Below are 19,844 nucleotides of genomic sequence, written 5' to 3' on the forward strand. Positions count from 1 at the left end.
TGGCTTACTGAAGTCAGGCCGCTGCTTTTTATTTGTAACGCATATTAGGATACGCGTATAATTTGTACCTTCACGTATACCTATAATCCTACTACCAAAACCCAAAACTATGGATAAGATGATCAGTGCGCCTAATCCAGCTGAATACGACGAGTTTTTCAACAGCTACATTGGCAATGCCAATACCGATGACCTGCTGTCTGCTCTGGCTGCCAGCGAAGAGTATATTGTCAACTTCATGCTTTCGCTTAAAGAGCAGCAGTTAAATCACCGCTACCAGCCCGGAAAGTGGTCGATCAAGGAGATGCTGGTGCACATGGCTGATACCGAACGCATCTTTGCATACCGTGCCCTCTGCTTCGCCCGCAATGATAAGACGGAGCTGCCCGGATTTGACGAAAATGCCTATGCAGAAAATAGTAAGGCAGATACAAGACAGATAACGTCCATTTTGGCTGAGTATGCCGCCGTACGCCAGGCCACCATTGAGCTGTTCAAAGGCTTTGATGACGAAATGCTGAACAATACAGGTATAGCCAGTGGTCGGAGTGTTTCTGTGAGAGCACTAGGCTTTGCTATTCTGGGGCACGAGATTCATCACCTCAACATTATCAAGCAGCGTTACCTGGTCTAGCCCAAACTCTTGAAGTGCAAGCAGGTATAGCTTCATTCTTTTTGCCCAATCCTATCGTGTAGATCTGCTGCTTCTGTAGGTTTATCGCTATATTTATACCCATGACTTTAAGCAGAAGAAACGTAGGTTTGCTGCTGGCGCCTCTGCTGGCTGTTATCATGTGGTGGCTGACCGGCGGACTGGAGCCTCAGGCCCGGAAAGTGGCGACCATCATGGTTTTCTGCCTGGCTTTCTGGATGACCGAGGTGATTCCGCTCTCGATGACTGCCTTCCTGGGCGTGATCATGGCGATATTGACAGGTATAGCCGACATCAGCACTGCCTTCCAGAATCTCGGTCACCCCATCATTTTGCTTTTTATCGGAAGCTTCCTGCTGGCCCGCTCCATGACCCGTCACGGCCTCGATAAACGGATTGCACTCTTTATCCTGTCCCGGAAGGTTTTTCAGAAAAGCTTGTTCAGTATGTTTCTGGGTTTCTCGCTGGTGTCGTATGTACTGTCGATGTGGGTGAGCAACTCTGTGACGGTAGCTATGCTACTGCCGCTCATGATTGGGGTGCTACAACTCATTCAGGAGCCTGAGTCACGTAAAAGCCCTGCGCCTTTCTTTCTGTTAGGTATAGCTTATAGCGCCTCTATTGGAGGAGCCAGTACAATCATCGGTTCGCCTCCCAACCTGATTGGGGTGAACTACCTGGCCAAAGAAGGCATCAGCATTGACTTTCTGCAGTGGATGATAATGGCACTGCCTATTTCGTTGAGCATGTATGCCTTTATGCTGGTGTACGTACGCTGGTTTCTTAAGAAGTTCAGGTTTAGTGCCGATGGTATAAGAGCTTATGTAGAAGAACACACGCATACCCAACCTCCCATTTCGAAAGGAGAGCAGATTACGATGGGTGTGTTTACACTGGCGGTGGTATTGTGGTTGAGTCCGGGCGTGTTTAACCTGCTGGGTATGGAAGCGGCCTATACCTTCATGAGCACCTATTTTGCGGAGAGCACAGTGGCAGTACTGGCTGCGTTGCTGCTTTTCCTGATCCCACCCGGTCAGGAGAATGGGGGAGAGGGGACGCTGACAGCAGGTGACCTGGTGAAGATAGACTGGGACACGATCCTGCTGTTTGGGGGAGGTATGGCGTTGGGGCAGCTAGTAGTGACTTCAGGACTTGCCGATGTGATCGGAGCAGGTATAACCTCTTTCATCAATCCGGAGCAGCTGATCATACTGGTGTTTGTACTGGTAGGTGGTGTGCTGATGCTGACCGAAGTAAGCTCCAACACGGCGATCGCCATCACTTTTGTACCGATCATTATTGGTATACTCAACCAACTGCAACTGCCCGAGCTATACCCGGTACTGGGTGTGGTCGTAGCCTGCAGCATGGCTTTTATGCTGCCTGTGGCAACTCCGCCCAATGCCATCGTGTACGGAAGTAAACAAGTACCTATCAGCACGATGGTGAGAACAGGTCTAATTCTCAATCTGGTAGGCACGGTCATCATTACAGCCTGGGTTGTTTTCTATTTATCTCTCTGATTTTATACCTTGCTATTCATCCAATAAGAAGCTTATGCCTAATCAACGAATATTCAGAATTTTACTTGCCATCGCCTGCTTTGTGTTTGCAGGTGTAAAAGGCTGGCAGATCATACAGGGAGAGTACGAATGGATGGACATCTTTTTCCTGATCGCTTTTCTGGGCTTCGGAATCATGTATGTCGTGTTGCTGAACAAGAACAAGTCGCAGGAATAGGAGGGGGATAAAAAGAGAAAAACCTGAAAGTTAAAAAATATCTTGGTAGACATTCCCAACTTTCAGGCTTTCAACTTTTAGCCAAAGGTACTCATTATACGCCCCTGATTTTGGCAGGGTTACAGGCGCTTTCAAAAAAGTAAAATATTTTTTTGAACCGTTCGTTTCATCAGGATTTAGTAATTCCGGAAAGTTCTAATCCATACTTTTCTGTTGCTATACCTGTCCCAGAGTAGATTTAGTAACTGCTATTCCGCAGGTATAGCAGCAGAGCTGTTAAGTTCTGTCGGGAATTATCCCCTCAGGGGATGATAGGGGTGTGAACGCGGCGCTGAATGGCAATCAGCGGACTTGTTCACCATGCATGCACAGCCTCCACACTCCTCTGAGAGCTTCGCTCGCAAGTTTCGACTCGCGTCTCACTTGTCCTCAAGGGGAGAATTTGCTAGAACTTAACGGCCCTAGTAGGTATAGCAGTCACCAATATTGAATTAAGAGAACACTAAGCTGGATCCACATCCGCGACCACCCTTACTCCCTTAAAATCAGGTAGGAGATACAGTTGCTGAATTACCTTGGCAATCGCTTGTTTGGCAGCTCTGAGGTTTACATTCTCCCGCGGCAGCTTTACATGTATCTCGTTCAGGAAAAGATTTCGGATTTTGAATATGTATGGTACTTCAGGTCCCAGCACCAGCTGCGTTCCCATTTGATCCGTCAAATCCTTCGCTAGCACAATGGCAGCATTTTCGGAGACTTTCTCGTCGGCGTGCTTCACTGTAATGCGGATCATGCGGGTGAAAGGAGGGTAGCCAAAGCGCATGCGCTCCTCTATTTCGTGTTCGTACAGGGAAGTATAGTCGTTACTATGCACCTTGCGGAAGATCGGCTGGAGCGGGTCGCGGGTTTGGATCAGTACTGTGCCCGGCTTGCCCTTACGACCGGCACGGCCACTCACCTGCACAAACAGCTGATAAGCCCGCTCATGTGCCCTGAAATCAGGGAAATGGATGATGCTGTCAGCGTTGAGTATACCTACCAGACTCACATTCTCAAAGTCCAGGCCCTTCGTAACCATCTGGGTACCGATCAGCACATTCGTTTTGCCGCTCTCAAAGTCGGCGATGATCTGCTGATAGCTGTTCTTTTTCTTTGTCGTGTCCAGGTCCATGCGCTGTACCTCTGCATTGGGCAGCATCAGCTTCAGGTCATCTTCCACCTTCTCGGTACCAAAGCCCATGCTTTTGAGCGTGGTAGCGCCACAGGCCGGGCAGTCGTGCGGCATGCGCTCGTGATAACCGCAGTAATGGCAGCGCAGCTCGTTGTTATATTTGTGGTAGGAGAGGCTCACAGCACAGTTTCGGCACTTTGGAATCCAGGAGCACTCGTCGCAGCTGATAAAAGGGGCATAGCCACGACGGTTTTGAAACAGAATCACCTGCTCTTGTCGCGCCAGCCGTTCCTCAATGGCGGTGACCAATTTGCCTGAGAAGTGGTTGTGCATGTTCTTGCGATGCTGCTCTTCCCGCACATTGATCAACTCAATATCTGGTAACTGGGCCTCACCAAAGCGTTTGTGCATGTTAACCAGTCCCCAACGACCTGTTTTGCAGTTGTAGTAAGTTTCAATGGATGGTGTGGCGGAGCCGAGCAGGGTTTTAGCCCCCTGCAGGTGTGCCATCATCAAAGCCGTTTCGCGGGCATTATAGCGGGGAGCAGGGTCGTACTGCTTGTAGCTAGGCTCGTGCTCCTCATCGACAATGATCAGCGACAGGTTGTGGAAAGGCAGGAACACAGCCGATCGCACACCTACCACCATCTGGAAACGGCCGGACAGCACACCCTGCCATACCTCAGCCCGCTCGTTGTCAGAGAATTTGGAGTGGTAAATGCCCAGCTTATCGCCAAATACCTTCATCAGGCGCGTCACAATCTGAGCAGTCAGCGCAATTTCGGGGAGCAGGTATAGCACCTGTCCGCCTGCCTCCAGCGCATGCTTGATCAGGTCGATGTATACCTCGGTTTTACCACTGCCCGTTACGCCATGCAGCAGCACCGTGTCTTTCTCTTTAAAAAGACCCAGTATCTCGTCCTTGGCCTGCTCCTGGTGCTCTGACAGCTTCATGGGCTGTAACGGCACCGTATTATCCACAGGAAAGCGGGAAATGATCTGGTCAAACTGCTCGAGCACGCCTTTTTTGATTAGCGAATCGATAGACGACTTGGAAAGGTGCGGGTTGTTTGCCAGCGCGCTTTTCTCTATACCTGCCGCATTGAGGTGGATGTTCTGGTGCACCGGCACTTTCTGCAGGTAGTTGAGCAGGATGTCGAGCTGCTTGGGTTTGGCGGCGAGTTGGTTAAAGAGCTCCTCCAGCATACCTTCCTCCTGCACAAAATGCTCGGTCAGACGGATCTTCTTCACCACTTTAGGAGAAAAACGGTCGCTAACCTGCTCAAATATAATGATCGCTTCTTTCTGGATCAGCGATTTGATGTACTTATGGTAGCTCTTCACCTGTAGCAGGTTGCCTATTTCCGTGAAGGTAAGCGCCGGATTTTGCTGCAAGGCATAGATGATTTTGACCTCCTGCGATGCTAAAGGGATATCGTCTTCTTCGGGATTGAAGTGCGGGTGCAGCTGTATGCGCGATTCACTGCTAAGCTTGAGCGCCGAGGGGAGCGCCGCATTGATCACCTCGCCGATGGTGCACATATAGTAGTCCGCTATCCAACGGAACAACTTGAGCTGTGGAGCTGTAACGATCGGCTTGTCATCCAGCACATCCAGAATATACTTGGCCTGATAGTCGGCAGGGGCATTTTCATGGATATCGGCCACAATGCAGCTGAGTATCCGTTTAGCCCCGAACTGCACAATAACCCGTACGCCCACCAGCACCTCGTCGTTCATTTCGAAGGGGATGCGGTAGGTATAAAGCTTCGGCAACGGCAAGGGCAGAATCACGTCGGCAAAGAGGGTGACGCGGTCCACGGCCGGCTCTGGCGGGTAATTGAAATTGAGTAACTCAGACAAGGGCGCAGGTATAGGTTGTACATGCAAATGTCGCAAAAAAGCATGTAAATCCCGAAGGCTTTCAGGAAGGTATAGCTATACCTGTCTCATGACCACAGTACAAGCCATGAGGGCACATTCCTGATTTTACAGCAAGGTTTCGCTATACCTACAGCGACGGAAACGTAGTAGACTCGCCATTGCCTTTCTGCAACTGCTCCAGCGCCTCTGCCGCCGTATGCACTGGCAACAGGCAAGTCTTGTTATAGCAGACATACACTGTCGTTTTTCCATTGATGGCGCTACGATCCTTCAGCAAGGGGAGTTCGCTTTGGCTTTCGGTACCTGCCAGCAGCATGTTTGGGATGTAAAACGAGCTGAGTTCTGATCGCATCTCCGGTGCCAGATGTCCCACGATGGCTACCTCTGCAGTAGGCTGCAGTTTGTGGAAGTACAAGCTGGCCCAATTGCCCATGTGACTCGGTTCTTTTACAACCAACTCTTTTACCTGCGACAGCATCGTGTCGGAGAGTTGCTGGTAGCGCTCCTCATCAAAGTAAAGCCCCAGCAGGTATAGGTTCGTGGCCATGACGGAGTTGGAGGATGGAATCACATTGTCCAGTAACTCTTTTTTGCGGGCTACCAGCTTTTCGGCGTTTAGGTCTGTGAAGAAAAACAGCTGCTCCTGTTCGTCAAAGAAGTTGGTTAAGGTATAGTCCGTTAGCTGTTTTGCCTCCTGCAGGTATTTCTCGTCAAAGGTAATCTCATATACCCGGATCAGCGCCCCGATCAGTAGCGCATAATCTTCCAGGAAAGCGTCAATAGAAGCTGTGCCTTTCTTATAGTTCCGGTATAGCTTCCCGCCCTGTTTCAGGTGCTGCAGCATAAAATCAGCATTACGGACAGCCAGGTGCAGAAAGTGCTTGTTGCCGAAGGTATAGTAAGCATCAGCCAGGCCTTTGAGCATGATGGCGTTCCAGGAGCAGAGGATCTTGTCATCCAAGCCTGGACGGATGCGCTGGGAGCGAACTTCCATCAGCTTCTCTTTCCAGGTCTTTACCATCTCCTCCAGCACCTCCAGTTCCAGTTCGTTTTCTTTGGCAAAGTGCTCATCACTGATGCGGCGGTGCAGGATGTTCTGCCCATGCTCAAAATTGCCGGTTGTAGTTACATGGTAGTATTTCGCCAGAATAGGCTCCTCTTCTTTAAACAGGGCCTGCAGCTCTTTGCGCGTAAATACATAGAACTTGCCTTCCACTCCCTCACTGTCAGCATCAAGCGATGAATAAAACCCACCCTCTTCGCTCATCAGTTCACGTTCTGCAAAGGCAATCGTTTCATACACAACATCTTTGTAGAGCGGTTCCTTGGTAAGCTGATAAGCTTCTGAATAAAGCGTGATCAGCTGCCCGTTGTCATAAAGCATTTTCTCGAAATGTGGCACCAGCCATTTTTCATCAACGGAGTAGCGCGCAAATCCACCACCGATCTGGTCGTAAATGCCGCCATAGGCCATTTCATGCAATGTGAGATTCAGGTGCTTCAGTGCTGCCTCGTTTTGGGTATGATAGTAGTAGCGGAGTAGAAACAGGTAATTAGCCGGCATTGGAAACTTCGGCGCATTGCCTAGCCCCCCGTGTTTTTTATCGAACTGCTTTGCCAGATTGCGGTACAGCTCTTCAAATTCCTCCTCACTTACTTTCGATTTACTTTGCTGCAGGCCGAACCGGGCTAATTCACTGGTATTGAGGTGCTGTACAAATTGCTCTGCCGTATGGTCAAGCTCCTGTCGGTTTTTCTTGTAGGCATCGGCGATGTTGAGTAATAAGTTTACCCACTGCTGTGGTGTGAAATAAGTACCGCCATAAAAAGGCTTTGCGTCCGGGTTCAGGAATACATTGAGAGGCCATCCACCACGCTGTCCCATCGCTTGCAGGGCATCCATGTGCACCGCGTCCACATCAGGCCGCTCTTCCCGATCCACTTTAATGCATACGAAGTGCTTGTTCATCACCTCCGCAATTTTCGGGTCCTCAAAAGACTGATGCTCCATCACATGACACCAGTGACAGGCGGCATAGCCGATGCTTACGAGTAAGGGTTTGTCTTCCTGCTTTGCTTTCAGGAGTGCTTCTTCACCCCATGGATACCAATCCACCGGGTTATAGGCATGCTGTAGTAGGTAAGGGCTACTCTCATTGATCAGTCTGTTCGGGTTTCTGTCTTTGGCCATCGTCATTTCTTTTGCAGGCTGTTAGCACTCTATACCTACGGGCAAGACCAGCAAAAGTATGCTTGGGGCATCCGGATCTCGAATGAAGAAAGAAAGGAGTAGGGGAGCTTGACAACTCCAGTATTATTATACTATCAGCTGCTGTGTAATGCTCCGCTCTTCTGCGGCGGTATCAATGCTATACCTGCGGCTAAGGTCCTGTAACTGATCAATCGTGTTTTTTAGGAACTTCTGGTGTGCGTCGGAGGCGGGATGAAAAGGACGATGGGATAGGGCTCGCCTGATCTTCTCCCATTCCTGCAGAAAATCTCTGAATTCCTGACTTAGGTATGCCTGCACGAACTTGTCCCAGATGTAGTCTTCCGCTACCTCTGTCGGGTGCACCATGTCGCGCCCATAGAAACGGTAATCGCGCAGGTCGTCAACCATGATCTCGTAGGCAGGAAAATACCGTGCCTGTTGATTCGTCGTCATCTGGTGGCATAGTACCCGCAATATGGACTTACTCACGCTGTTGATCTCGATCGTTTCCTTGATATGTCGCACTGGACTCACCGTCAGTAGTACCTGAAGCTTAGGGTTGAACTGCTGCAGCTGCTCAAGCGTGCTTTCCATGTCCTGCCGCAGAGTATGGAGCGGAAGAAGCTCACGGTTAAAGTTGCGGGCCGGTATTTTATGACAATTTGCAACCACTTCACCTGAACTTAGCAGACGATAACCTACAGCTGTACCTAACGTGACAATCAGTAGCTTAGCCTGCTGCAGTGCTGTGCGGGTAGTGTCCAGAAGATTTGTGATGGTAACTAGCAGTTCATCCCGGTTAGGGGAGGAGAGAGAGGAGTGCAGATCATAAGCATACCAGATTCCATTGTGCTGCACCAGGTTCTGATCAAAGTCCCGTTGCTGGCTTATAGCGCCACGGAGCAGCTTGCTAACTGAAAGCGGATTGAAGATAGTCCCAAACGGATTAACCACTACCTGCGCCTTGCTGTCATGCAGCCGCCTGCCTATTACCTCAGCAAAGCAGGAACCAATAGTCATGATACCATCCTGTAAGGAAAGGTCAAGGCCGCTGGCGGGTACATGTACTTCAGTCCGGAACATAAGTATAGGTATAGGTATAGGTATAGGTATAGGTATAGGTATAGGTATAGGTATAGGTATAGGTATAGCGCAAATTAACCGGAAAGGTGTAATAAAAAAAGCGCCCTGCTTTTAGGGCAGGGCGCTTTTTTTATGTGATTGCTAAGACTACTCAGCTACTACATTGAAGCGGATCTGGTGCTTCACTTCTTTGTGCAGGTTCAGCGATGCGGTGTACTCACCAGCAGTTTTCACTTCCTGATTGAAAGAAATGCGCTTACGATCAACATCGTGACCTTTAGCTTTCAGAGCTTCAGCAATCTGGTTAGTCGTAACCGAACCGAAGATCTTACCAGTTTCACCTACTTTAGTAGGGATTTCCAGTGTGATATCTCCAATGCTGTTAGCAAGTTCTTGTGCGTCGTTTTTGATCTTCTCAACTTTGTGAGCAGCCTGACGCATGTTTTCTTCCAGAACTTTTTTGTTCGTTTTGTCAGCCAAAACTGCAAGACCCTGAGGGATCAGGTAGTTACGGCCATAACCTGGCTTTACAGTAACGATATCGTTTTTGTAACCAAGGTGCTTAACGTCATCTTTAAGTATTACTTCCATGTTCGTCCCTCCTTATTTTAAAGAATCAGTTACATAAGGTAAAATAGCCAGGTGGCGTGCACGGGCAACAGCCTGAGACACTTTACGCTGGAATTTCAGGCTAGTGCCTGTCAGTCTTCTTGGAAGAATCTTGCCCTGCTCGTTCACGAACTTAAGCAGGAAGTTACCGTCTTTGTAGTCAATATACTTGATACCGCTCTTCTTGAAGCGGCAGTATTTCTGACGGTTTTCTTGTTTGTGTACTCTTTCGTTAACTAGGCTCATTATGCTTTAACCTCCTCTTTTTTAGCCTGTGATTTAAACTCGCCTTTTCTTCTGCGCTCGTTGTAAGCAATTGCGTGCTTATCAAGTGCAGTAGTTAAGAAGCGAACAACTTTTTCGTCGCGGCGATAAGCCAGCTCAAGCACATCAATTACAGTAGATGGAGCCTTAAACTCGATGAGGTGGTAGAAACCAGTAGATTTCTTCTGGATTGGGTAAGCAAGCTTACGTAGACCCCAGTTCTCTTCGTGGATAATTTCGGCGCTATTTTCCTTAAGCACCTGTCTGAACTTCTCGACCGTTTCCTGCATCTGCGTCTCGTTCAACAGAGGCGTCAAGATGAAGACCGTTTCGTAATTTTTTAATTCCATTTGGTTATGAGAATTTTTTTGTTTTAGGGTGCAAATATACAGCAATGATTCTGTAATACAAAAACTTGCACCAAAATAAATGTATGATCAAAAGCACTTTCATCACCAGGCATTGCAATCAGCTCGGGCGAGGGTATTGTAATAACATGAGACGCCAATAGGACTTAACAATAATGATTAACCTATATATAATAAGGTGTACCTGAAACTGAGAAAACGGGCGAGTTGGGTGAGGGAAAATGAGATGAAAATTAAATAAATGGTAACGACAACAAAATCAGTGGTTTATGAGTTCAAAGGTGGATGCTGAATAGAATGCGGATTAAGCAAGAGAGAATAGGATAATTTGGTACAAAATGGCGTAGGGAAAACTTGTGTTATTTAGAATAATTTTAAATAAAAAAGGTGATTCTGATAAAATAATGCAGAAAATGCTCTACGGATGATTGTACTGAATGGGTTATTGTGTATAGGGGTAAAAATAAGCATATAATATTTGATTAATGGGTTTCAGGTAGTAGATTTGTGCCCGTAAAGTAAATTCACCATTATACTAAACACAAGCGTCCTGGCTATGATTAGCTGTATACAAAGAGCAAAAACCAAATTCTTGATTGCCTTCTTGTTTGCCTTGGCGGCCTCTTTTGGAGTGTCGACTACAGGTTATGCACAAGGCGCAAGTCTGCCTGTAGATGATGCAGGTATTGTAAGTGCAGGCGAGTCCCTGTATAAGAACAACTGCGTTGTTTGTCACTCTGTGGGAAGCGATGTAGTAGTTGGTCCTGGTTTGAAAGGCGTCAATGAGCGCAGAACGCAGCCTTGGTTGATCAGCTGGATCAAGAACTCGCAAGCTTTGATCGCCTCTGGTGATAAAGACGCAATCGCGGTTTACAACCAGTTCAATAAGCAGGCGATGCCTTCCTTCAATTTCTCTGATGAGGAAATTGTATCGATGCTGGCCTATATCAAGGCTTCTGAAACTGCCGCAGCTGAGACCACTGGTCCTGCAGGAGGTACAGAGGCTGCTCCAGGCGAAAACGTTGGTACTGACGCAGTTGGTGCAATCGGTGGTTACCTGGACATTGTATTGGTAGTACTGATCGTTGTGTTGATCGTGCTGGTTGTGACCCTTCTTTTGATCACATCAGTATTAAAGAACTATCTGAACAAGAACAAGCAACTTGATGAGTACGATGCTGAAATTGTAAACCAGCGTTTCGACTTCTCTAAGATATATAAGTCTAAAGCCGTACGTACGCTGGTAGTGCTGATCTTTGTGATCGTGCTGCTGGACCTGGCGCTTGAAAAAGCAATGGGTGTCGGTATACAGCAGGGCTACGCCCCGACACAGCCGATCGCCTTCTCGCACAAGCTGCATGCAGGCGAGCATCAAATCGACTGTAACTACTGCCACACTACTGTTTATGAAAGCAAGAGTGCCAGTATCCCTTCTGCTAATATCTGTATGAACTGCCATAGCCAGATCAAGACAGAATCACCTGAAATTCAGAAGATATACAGAGCTATTGAGCGTAATAAGCCTATCGAATGGGTGCGTATTCACAACTTGCCTGACCTGGCTTACTTCAACCACGCCCAGCACACTCAAGTGGGTGGCGTTGAGTGCCAGACCTGCCACGGTCCTATTCAGGAGATGGAAGTAGTGTATCAATACTCGCCGCTGACAATGGGCTGGTGTATTGACTGTCACCGTGAAACTCCTCTTAACACTGAAGGAAATGCATATTATGACAACCTGGTGAAATTGCACGAGTCAACAACGAAGAGTGCTTTCACTGTGTCATCAAACGGTGGTGCAGAGTGTTCTAAGTGCCACTACTAATTATTAAAAATTAAGGATTCGAGTTTTCTAGATATAATATGCAAGACAGAATAAAATACTGGAAAGGAATAGAGGAGCTTGAAAATACTCCTGAATTCGCGAAAAACGCTCATAACGAGTTTCCAGAATTCCTGCCGATAAACGAAGCCAAAGGCGAGAGTGAGTCAACTGGTATGACTGCTCCACGAAGGGACTTCCTAAAACTGCTAGGTTTTGGTCTGGCTGCCGCTACACTGGCTTCATGTGAAGCTCCTGTAAGAAAGGCAATTCCATACCTGAACAAGCCAGTTGATGTTGAGCCAGGAGTGGCAAACTGGTATGCTACTACTTATTATAACAGCGGTGACTATAATAGCGTGTTGGTTAAGACACGTGAAGGCCGTCCAATTAAAGTAGAGCCAAACCCAAGCTCAACACTAACCCCAATGGGTACTAGCCCTAAAGCTCAGGGATCTGTACTTAGCCTTTACGACAACAACAGACTACGTACCCCGCTTATCAAAGGCAAAGAGGCTAAATGGGAGCAGGTAGACAGCGAAATACGTGCCGCACTTTCAAATGTGAATGGCAAAGTAGCTTTCGTTTCCTCTACAGTGATCAGTCCTTCAACCAAGCAGCTTATCAATGAGTTTGGTTCAAGACTGGGTAATTTTGAGCATGTAGTGTATGATGCTAACTCCGCTTCTGCTCTGATTGGCGCAAACGGTGGCACAGTTCCGGGATACGACTTCAGCCGAGCTAACATTATTGTAAGCATCAGCGCTGACTTCCTAGGAACCTGGATTGCTCCGACTCCTTTCGCTAAGCAATACATTCAAAACAGAAAAGTTTCTGCTGACAAGCCAAATATGTCACGTCACTACCAGTTCGAGACAATTATGTCGTTGACTGGTGCCAATGCTGACGTGCGTGTTCCGATCAAGCCTTCTGAAGAACTGGCGATCGTAACTGCGATCTATAACGGATTGTCTGGCCAAGGTGTAAATGCCCCGGCTAACGTTGATAAGAAAGCACTTGAGAATGCGATCAGAGACCTGCGTGCAAATAATGGACGTGCTCTGGTAGTATCAGGATCAAATGATCAGGCTGTTCAGACGCTGGTTACAGCTATCAACAGAACAATTGGTGCAGAGGGTACTACCATCGATACAGCTTCTCCATACTTCCTGAAGCAGGGTAACGATGCGCAGATGCTGCGTCTGATTGAAGAAATGAACAATGGCAGTGTAGGAGCAGTGTTCTTCTACAATGCAAACCCAGTATACGATCACCCACTTGCTGAGCAAGTAAAAACTGGTCTGGCTAAAGTTGGACTGAAAGTTTCCTTCGCAGAAAGAGTGGAAGAGACTGCTGCGCTTGCAGACTACGTAGCACCAGACAGCCATTACCTGGAGTCCTGGAACGACTACGAGCCGAAAAGAGGCTTCCTGAGCCTTTCACAGCCAGTAATCAGCCCAATCTTTATGACACGCCAGGTACAGGACAGCTTACTGGCCTGGAGCGGAAACAACACATCTTATTACGATTACATCCGCAACAACTGGAGAAAAGGTGCTGCTAGCTCAGACGAGCAGTGGGAGAAAGCTGTGCATGATGGCGTAATGGAGAACGGCACAAGCATGCTGGCTCTTAACACAGCTAATGCAAGCACGATGACAGCCGCTGATGCAGCTGGCAGAGCTCCAAGAGCAGTTGCAGGTGGCAGAATTGAAGCTGTTGTTTACGAAAAAGTTGCAATAGGTACAGGTGCTGAGGCTAATAACCCTTGGCTGCAGGAAATGGCTGACCCGATCACCAAAGCTACCTGGGATAACTACATTACAATGCCTCGCCGCATGGCAGAGGAAATGGGTGTAGTACAAGGTAACGTGCTGAAGGTAACATATGCGAATGGTAAAACACTTGAGCTTCCAGCGCTGATTCAGCCAGGACAGGCGCAAGGTACAGTAGGTATAGCGATGGGCTACGGCCGTGAGCTAGACTCTATGCCAACAGCTAAAGGGCGTGGTGCTAATGCTTTCCCTATCGCTACGGTAGCTGATAACGCTATCCTATTTGCAGGTGCTGTACAGCTGGAGAAGACAGGCTCTACTGTAGAGATCGCTCAGATGCAGACGCACCATACAATCATGGATCGTCTGGTAGTACAGGAAAATACACTGGCGAACTATCAGAAAAATCCGAAAGAGGTAACGGAATATATTCGCATTGCTACGCACGAAGGTCCGGCAAAGCCAGCTGCTATCTCTCTTTGGGAGGATTACGAGTACAAAAACCACCACTGGGGTATGGTGATCGACCTGAACTCTTGTATTGGCTGTGGAGCCTGTACAGTGAGCTGCCAGGCAGAAAACAATATTCCGGTAGTAGGTAAGCAGGAGGTACTAAACCGTCGCGAAATGCACTGGATGCGTATCGACCGCTACTACAGCGCAGTAGAGCACGAAGAGAAGGATTATAAGACGATGGAGGATCCGGCGGAGAATCCAAGTGTGATCTTCCAGCCAATGCTTTGCCAGCACTGTAACCACGCTCCTTGTGAGACTGTGTGTCCGGTAGCTGCTACGATGCACAGCTCTGAAGGTATTAACCAGATGGCTTACAACCGCTGCGTAGGTACACGTTACTGCGCAAACAACTGCCCTTACAAAGTTCGTCGTTTCAACTGGTTTGCTTACGCTAACAACGATAAGTTCGACTTCAACATGAACAACGACCTTGGTAAGATGGTGTTGAATCCAGACGTAACAGTTCGTTCGCGTGGTGTTATGGAGAAATGCTCATTCTGCGTACAGCGTGTTCAGCTAGGCAAACTGGAAGCCAAGCGTGAGAACAGAAGACCAGTGGACGGTGAGATCGTGACGGCTTGTGCCCAGTCTTGCCCTACAGATGCCATTGTCTTCGGTGACATGCTGGATCCTAAGAGCCGCGTATCTGAGTTGCTAGCCCGTGAGAAAGGCGAGCGTGCCTTCCACGTACTGGAAGAACTGAACGTACAGCCGAACGTGACTTACCTGACAAAAATTAGAAACTTAGCTTAATTTATAAATTAGATAGCGCTATGCAGCACGTATCTCCGATAAGAGAGCCTCTGGTAACGGGGGGTAAAACATACCACGATATCACCGAAGATGTCTGCAGACAGGTGGAGGCCAAGCCCAACGCACGTTGGGCCGCAGCCCTTGCTGTAGCTCTTGTAGGTCTGGCTATTTTCATCTACTCCACTTACCGTACACTTTGGTACGGTATCGGGGAGTGGGGACTTAACAAAACTGTAGGTTGGGCATGGGATATCACCAACTTCGTATGGTGGGTAGGTATCGGTCACGCCGGTACGCTGATCTCAGCTATCCTTCTCCTGTTCCGTCAGAAATGGAGAACTTCGATTAACCGCGCAGCGGAAGCGATGACGATCTTCGCTGTAATCTGTGCCGCGATGTTCCCGGTTCTGCACATGGGCCGTCCTTGGCTGGCTTACTGGGTACTTCCATTGCCAAACACATTTGGTTCACTTTGGGTTAACTTTAACTCACCGCTCCTTTGGGACGTATTTGCGATCTCCACTTACTTCTCTGTATCGCTTGTATTCTGGTATATCGGTCTGATTCCTGACTTTGCTACCATCCGTGACAGAGCAACCGGACCAATCTCCCGCAGAGCTTATGCATTCCTTTCATTTGGCTGGACTGGTTCCGCCAAAGCCTGGTCTCGTTATGAGACTGTATCCCTGATTCTTGCAGGCCTTGCTACTCCACTGGTACTTTCTGTACACACGATCGTATCGATGGACTTTGCAACCTCAGTAATCCCAGGCTGGCACACAACTATCTTCCCTCCATACTTCGTGGCAGGTGCGATCTTCTCTGGTTTCGCGATGGTACTTACGCTGATGATCATCACACGTAAAGTATTCAAACTGGAAGATTACATCACGTTGGAGCACGTTGAGTCAATGAACAAGGTAATCATCCTGACGGGCTCAATTGTAGGTGTTGCCTATATCACTGAGTTCTTCATTGCCTGGTACTCAGGTGTGGAATACGAGCAGTACGCATTCATCAACCGTGCAACCGGTCCTTACTGGTGGGCTTACTGGGCTATGATGACTTGTAACGTAATTACACCGCAGCTATTCTGGTTCAGAAGCATCAGAAGAAGCCTAACCGCTACTTTCATCATCACAATCTTCGTGAACATCGGTATGTGGTTCGAGCGTTTCGTAATTATCGTGACATCACTGCACAGAGACTTCCTGCCTTCTTCATGGGCAATGTTCTCTCCAACCATCATCGACATTGGTATCTATGTAGGAACAATCGGTTTGTTCTTTACTCTCTTCCTATTGTTTGCCAAGTTTTTCCCTGTTGTGAACATGGCGGAGGTAAAAGCCATCCTGAAGTCATCTTCAGAGGTGAAACACCACCCACATGGCACAATGCACGGTACTGATAAGGATTCGCACACTAATACACATCCATAGCAATGACTAAAAAATTCGTTCTAGGTATCTACGATGATGAGGATGTCCTGCTGCAGGCCATCGAGAACGTCCGGGCTGCCGGTACTAAAATTTACGAAGTTTTTTCGCCGTACCCTATCCATGGTATCGATGATGTATTAGGTATCAAGCGTTCAAGACTTCCAATCGTAGCATTCTTCTGCGGTTTGTTCGGAACTTCCTTTGCCCTCTGGATGCAGATCTGGATGCTGGGTTTCGACTGGCCAATGATCATTGGTGGTAAACCGCACATCGCGTTACCAGCATTTATTCCTGTAACTTTTGAACTTACCGTTCTTTGCGCTGCATTCGGTATGGTGATCACCTTCTTCATTGTCACAAAACTGAAGCCTTCCTTTAAGGTGAATGTTTTTGACAAACGCTCTACAGACGACAAGTTTGTAATGGCGATTGAGGTTACAGAAGGTGTGACTGATATGAATGCATTGAACGATCTACTTCGTTCTAACGGCGCAATTGAAGTTAACGAGAAGGAGGTAATCAAATAATGAAAGGTCTATTAAATTTAGGTATTAAAGCCTCTGCCGTACTATTCTCAGGCGCAATGCTGGTAGCCTGTAGCAATGAAAAAGATCCAGGTCTTGAGTTTGCTCCAGACATGTATCACTCTATACCGCTTGATCCATACTCTCAGGTAAAAGAAAACCTTTACAACCCGGGCGGTATGAACATGCGTGAGCCAGCTCAAGGTACAGTAGCCCGTGGCAAAATGGGTTATAACATGTACCTGTCGAAAGACGAAGCTGAAGTAGCAGGTGTAGAGCTGAAAAATCCACTCGAATACAATGACCAGCACTTAGCAGAAGGCCAGGTATTGTACACTCGCTTTTGTGCTTCATGCCATGGAGACCAGGGTGATGGCCAAGGTTTGGTTGGACAGAAATTCAAAGGTGTACCATCCTACTCAGCAGGACGTGTTGCAGAACTTCCGGCAGGTCATATTTACCATGTTATTACAAATGGACGTGGTCGTATGATGCCGCACGGTTCACAGGTTAACCCTACTGAACGTTGGAAAATTGTAATGTATGTGCAGCAGTTACAGGGTGGTGAAGCACCGGCACCTGCGGCTGATGAAGCAGAAACTACAGAAGAATCAGGTACTACACCTAATAACTAAGTCTAAGGCATAATATCACAAGGATAATGACAGAAGAAAGACTCATCATTTCCAGAAAAACGAATAACAAGTTTTTCTTAATGATAGCTATAGGTGTTGTACTACTTATAGCTGGAATCATCATTGCTGCCATGGGCGGAGGCGATGCGCATCATGCTGAAGGGCATGGGGAGGCAGCAGCAGCTGGTCATGAAGCAGCCTCTTGGCTCAAAAGGCTCTATGTAAACCTCTGGTTAAATAACGTATACTTCACAGGTATAGCACTTGTAGGTGTATTTTTCATTGCGGTACAGTATGTGGCTTATGCCGGATGGTCTGTACTGATTAAGCGTATACCTGAAGCATTAGGCTACTATCTGCCAATAGGTGGTGCTGTTATGCTGATCGTTTTCCTGCTAGGTGGTCACGATATTTTCCACTGGACGCATGACTATCTTTACGATCTGAACGACGAGCGATATGACCCAATCATCGCTGGTAAAGCCCCTTATTTGAATTTCTGGTTCTTCCTGATCAGAATGATTGCTTACTTCGTTCTTTGGATTCTCTTCTTCAACTGGTTGAGAAGAAACTCTCTGAATGAAGACCTGAATGGTGGTACTTCCTACTATCACAAAAGCATTCGTATTTCTGCGATGTTCCTGGTAGTATTCGGCGTTACTTCTTCTACATCAGCATGGGACTGGGTACTTTCAATTGACACACACTGGTTCTCGACTATGTTTGGCTGGTATGTGTTTGCAAGCTGGTGGGTATCTGGTTTGGCAGCAATCACATTGACAGTGATAATCCTGAAGCAGAATGGTTACCTGAAAATGGTTAATGCAAACCACCTGCACGATTTAGGCAAGTTTGTATTTGCGTTCTCTATCTTCTGGACGTACATCTGGTTCTCACAGTTCATGCTGATCTGGTATGCAAACATTCCTGAGGAATCAATCTACTTCATTGAGCGACTAGGTGGTAATGGCGGACACTTCAAGTGGATTTTCTTTACTAATCTTATTGTAAACTTTGCATTCCCGTTCCTTGTTTTGATGACAAGAGATGCGAAGCGTCAGATGATCATGCTGAAAATCGTTACGATTGCAATTCTGATTGGTCACTGGTTAGACTTCTATCTGATGATGATGCCAGGTACAATGCGTACTGATGCAACTATTGGATTTATTGAGATCGGAACTACTCTTATTTTCCTGGGCGTGTTCTTACTTACCTTTACAAAAGGTTTGGCCAAAGCTTCGCTGGTGCCGGTAAATCACCCATTCCTGGAAGAGAGTGTTCACCATCATGTTTAGAGATCACACTAAAAGCGTTATATAATGATTACGTTCGCCATAGGTTTATCCATAGTCCTGTTATTAGTTATCCTGTTCCTTTTATTCAGGATCGGGACGCTAGCCTCCATCTTTAGAGGATCGACACAGCGTGCTGTCGGAACCACCAAAACAAGTAACAAAGTAAACAGCCTTTTGCTGCTCCTCTTCCTTATAGGAGGAGGTGCTGCATTCGCCTGGTCCTTTGCCGATTCATGGGAAAACATGAACCAGCCGCTTGCCTCTGTGCATGGCGCCTGGACTGATAGTCTGTTCTGGACTACCATGATCGTGATCGGTATAGTATTCGTAATCACGCAGATTCTACTTTTCTGGTATTCATATAAATATCAGCATAAGGATGATAAGCGTGCTTATTACTACCCACACAACAACAAGATAGAGATTATTTGGACTATGATTCCTGCTGTTGTGATGGCTCTGTTAGTATTTGCCGGATGGAAAACATGGGCAAATATCACAAGTGCAGCACCAGCCGACGCAGTTGTAGTGGAAGTGATGGGTAAGCAGTTTAGCTGGTTGGTTCGCTACCCAGGTGCAGATGGTAAATTGGGTGAAGCTAGTGTTAACTTCATCGATGCTACAAATGAAATGGGTGTGAATTTCAGTGATCCAAATGCAATGGATGACTTTATGCCACGTGAGATCCACGTGCCAAAAGGTAAACCAGTGCTTTTGAAAATCCGCTCTCGTGATGTAATCCACAGTGTTTTCTTACCACATTTCCGCGTGAAGATGGATGCTGTGCCAGGTATGCCAACCAAATTCTGGTTTGTACCTACTAAAACAACGGCTGAGATGCGATCTGAAACCGGAAACTCTGAATTCAACTATGAAGTGGCTTGTACTGAGATCTGCGGACGTGGTCACTTTGCAATGCGCTTTATCCTGGTGGTTGATGAACCTGAGGAGTACGAGGAGTGGTTAGCTTCACAAACACCATTTATCGAGCAAAATCCACAGCTTCTAACAAAGTTCACGCATGATTCAAAAGATCAGGTGGTGCTTGAGAAGAGTGCAGAAGAAGTAAAAACAGAGTTGTAGCATTAAACAATATCAA

The 19,844-nt window shown here is 47.3% G+C and carries 17 protein-coding genes; 11 read left to right on the forward strand and 6 right to left on the reverse strand.

Annotation, left to right across the window (positions count from 1 at the left end; all coding sequences use genetic code 11):
* The first annotated feature begins 109 nt into the window (after positions 1-109).
* The 3 genes from Q1A54_RS19955 to Q1A54_RS19965 all read left to right on the forward strand — a co-directional run bounded on the left by Q1A54_RS19955 (position 110) and on the right by Q1A54_RS19965 (position 2,392).
* Positions 110-634 carry a DinB family protein gene (locus tag Q1A54_RS19955; RefSeq protein ID WP_299991730.1) on the forward strand — a complete coding sequence of 175 codons (525 nt, stop codon included), beginning with the start codon at positions 110-112 and terminating at the stop codon, positions 632-634.
* 101 nt (positions 635-735) lie between these two features.
* On the forward strand, positions 736-2,175 hold the full coding sequence (locus Q1A54_RS19960) for a DASS family sodium-coupled anion symporter (RefSeq protein ID WP_299991733.1): 1,440 nt from the start codon (positions 736-738) through the stop codon (positions 2,173-2,175).
* A 34-nt stretch (positions 2,176-2,209) separates the two neighbouring features.
* A complete protein-coding gene (locus tag Q1A54_RS19965; protein WP_299991736.1) occupies positions 2,210-2,392 on the forward strand; it encodes a hypothetical protein in 183 nt (60 codons plus the stop codon).
* A 502-nt stretch (positions 2,393-2,894) separates the two neighbouring features.
* Here the strand turns inward: Q1A54_RS19965 and priA are convergent.
* The 3 genes from priA to Q1A54_RS19980 all read right to left on the reverse strand — a co-directional run bounded on the left by priA (position 2,895) and on the right by Q1A54_RS19980 (position 8,679).
* Positions 2,895-5,426 (reverse strand): primosomal protein N', encoded by a 2,532-nt coding sequence (gene priA, locus Q1A54_RS19970; protein ID WP_299991738.1) that lies wholly within the window; start codon positions 5,424-5,426, stop codon positions 2,895-2,897.
* Between the two features lie 148 nt (positions 5,427-5,574).
* Positions 5,575-7,638 carry a thioredoxin domain-containing protein gene (locus tag Q1A54_RS19975; protein WP_299991748.1) on the reverse strand — a complete coding sequence of 688 codons (2,064 nt, stop codon included), beginning with the start codon at positions 7,636-7,638 and terminating at the stop codon, positions 5,575-5,577.
* A gap of 126 nt (positions 7,639-7,764) precedes the next feature.
* On the reverse strand, positions 7,765-8,679 hold the full coding sequence (locus tag Q1A54_RS19980) for a GSCFA domain-containing protein (RefSeq protein ID WP_299991750.1): 915 nt from the start codon (positions 8,677-8,679) through the stop codon (positions 7,765-7,767).
* Here Q1A54_RS19980 and Q1A54_RS19985 point away from each other — a divergent pair.
* Positions 8,678-8,857, forward strand: coding sequence for a hypothetical protein (locus Q1A54_RS19985; protein ID WP_299991752.1), 180 nt, complete (start codon positions 8,678-8,680; stop codon positions 8,855-8,857). The genes Q1A54_RS19980 and Q1A54_RS19985 overlap by 2 nt on opposite strands.
* A 32-nt stretch (positions 8,858-8,889) precedes the next feature.
* Here the strand turns inward: Q1A54_RS19985 and rplI are convergent, their stop codons facing one another.
* The 3 genes from rplI to rpsF are packed head-to-tail and all read right to left on the reverse strand — an operon-like array spanning position 8,890 to position 9,965.
* The gene (gene rplI / locus Q1A54_RS19990; protein ID WP_299991754.1) at positions 8,890-9,333 is read right to left on the reverse strand and encodes a 50S ribosomal protein L9; all 444 of its coding nucleotides are present in this window, start codon (positions 9,331-9,333) and stop codon (positions 8,890-8,892) included.
* 12 nt (positions 9,334-9,345) lie between these two features.
* Entirely contained in the window at positions 9,346-9,597 is a 252-nt protein-coding gene (rpsR, locus tag Q1A54_RS19995) for a 30S ribosomal protein S18 (RefSeq protein ID WP_007652662.1), read from the reverse strand.
* Positions 9,597-9,965, reverse strand: a complete 369-nt coding sequence (gene rpsF, locus Q1A54_RS20000) for a 30S ribosomal protein S6 (RefSeq protein WP_007652664.1) — start codon at positions 9,963-9,965, stop codon at positions 9,597-9,599. Before rpsF ends, rpsR begins: the two co-directional genes overlap by 1 nt.
* 610 nt (positions 9,966-10,575) lie before the next feature.
* On the opposite strand from rpsF, the gene Q1A54_RS20005 reads away from it, so the two are divergent.
* From Q1A54_RS20005 to Q1A54_RS20035, 7 genes are read left to right on the forward strand one after another with little or no spacing between them, the layout of a single operon-like run.
* Positions 10,576-11,808: a c-type cytochrome gene (locus tag Q1A54_RS20005; protein ID WP_299991757.1), complete on the forward strand. Its 1,233-nt coding sequence runs from the start codon at positions 10,576-10,578 to the stop codon at positions 11,806-11,808.
* 38 nt (positions 11,809-11,846) lie between these two features.
* Positions 11,847-14,849 carry a TAT-variant-translocated molybdopterin oxidoreductase gene (locus tag Q1A54_RS20010; protein WP_299991759.1) on the forward strand — a complete coding sequence of 1,001 codons (3,003 nt, stop codon included), beginning with the start codon at positions 11,847-11,849 and terminating at the stop codon, positions 14,847-14,849.
* A 20-nt stretch (positions 14,850-14,869) separates the two neighbouring features.
* A complete protein-coding gene (gene nrfD, locus Q1A54_RS20015) occupies positions 14,870-16,288 on the forward strand; it encodes an NrfD/PsrC family molybdoenzyme membrane anchor subunit (protein WP_196114574.1) in 1,419 nt (472 codons plus the stop codon).
* A 2-nt stretch (positions 16,289-16,290) separates the two neighbouring features.
* Positions 16,291-16,815 carry a DUF3341 domain-containing protein gene (locus Q1A54_RS20020; RefSeq protein WP_076420272.1) on the forward strand — a complete coding sequence of 175 codons (525 nt, stop codon included), beginning with the start codon at positions 16,291-16,293 and terminating at the stop codon, positions 16,813-16,815.
* Positions 16,815-17,447 (forward strand): cytochrome c, encoded by a 633-nt coding sequence (locus Q1A54_RS20025; RefSeq protein WP_196114575.1) that lies wholly within the window; start codon positions 16,815-16,817, stop codon positions 17,445-17,447. The genes Q1A54_RS20020 and Q1A54_RS20025 overlap by 1 nt, the downstream gene beginning before the upstream one ends.
* Before the next feature lie 26 nt (positions 17,448-17,473).
* On the forward strand, positions 17,474-18,745 hold the full coding sequence (locus Q1A54_RS20030) for a hypothetical protein (RefSeq protein WP_007652676.1): 1,272 nt from the start codon (positions 17,474-17,476) through the stop codon (positions 18,743-18,745).
* A 24-nt stretch (positions 18,746-18,769) separates the two neighbouring features.
* Entirely contained in the window at positions 18,770-19,828 is a 1,059-nt protein-coding gene (locus Q1A54_RS20035; RefSeq protein ID WP_196114576.1) for a cytochrome c oxidase subunit II, read from the forward strand.
* Positions 19,829-19,844: the final 16 nt, after the last annotated feature.

The organism is uncultured Pontibacter sp., assembly GCF_947502515.1.
Classification (GTDB): Bacteria; Bacteroidota; Bacteroidia; order Cytophagales; family Hymenobacteraceae; genus Pontibacter.